Origin of the sequence: Bacillus cereus group sp. N21 (assembly GCF_016483395.1) — a bacterium.
Taxonomy (GTDB): Bacteria; Bacillota; Bacilli; order Bacillales; family Bacillaceae_G; genus Bacillus_A; species Bacillus_A pseudomycoides.
Genome location: NZ_JAEHBX010000360.1, coordinates 1 through 261, shown reverse-complemented (window position 1 = coordinate 261; position 261 = coordinate 1). Strand labels below are relative to the sequence as shown.

Here is a 261-nt window from a genome sequence, read left to right as displayed (position 1 = left end):
ACTATATAGACCTTCTAAAGAGGTTTGTGAGGGGTAGAAATGCGGGAGACAATCTAATAGATTGTCTTTTTTAATTTACGTATGTTCTGGTAAAATTAAGGTTAGCCTTATTAGGGAGGTGAAAAGATTGCGGAAACGTTTATATATAGGGATTGGAGTTATTCTCTTAATCGCCTTAGGTGGAATTGTATTTTGGTCAGCCTTACAAGGAAACCGTACGGAACATTTTATTTTAAGACATATGGTGAATGAAAATGGGAC

General features: G+C 35.6%; 1 pseudogene. It reads left to right on the top strand.

The features are described 5' to 3' along the window. Window positions 1-127 precede the first annotated feature (127 nt). Window positions 128-261 (top strand): annotated as a pseudogene (locus tag JDS96_RS31190) (transcriptional regulator); the annotation flags it as partial.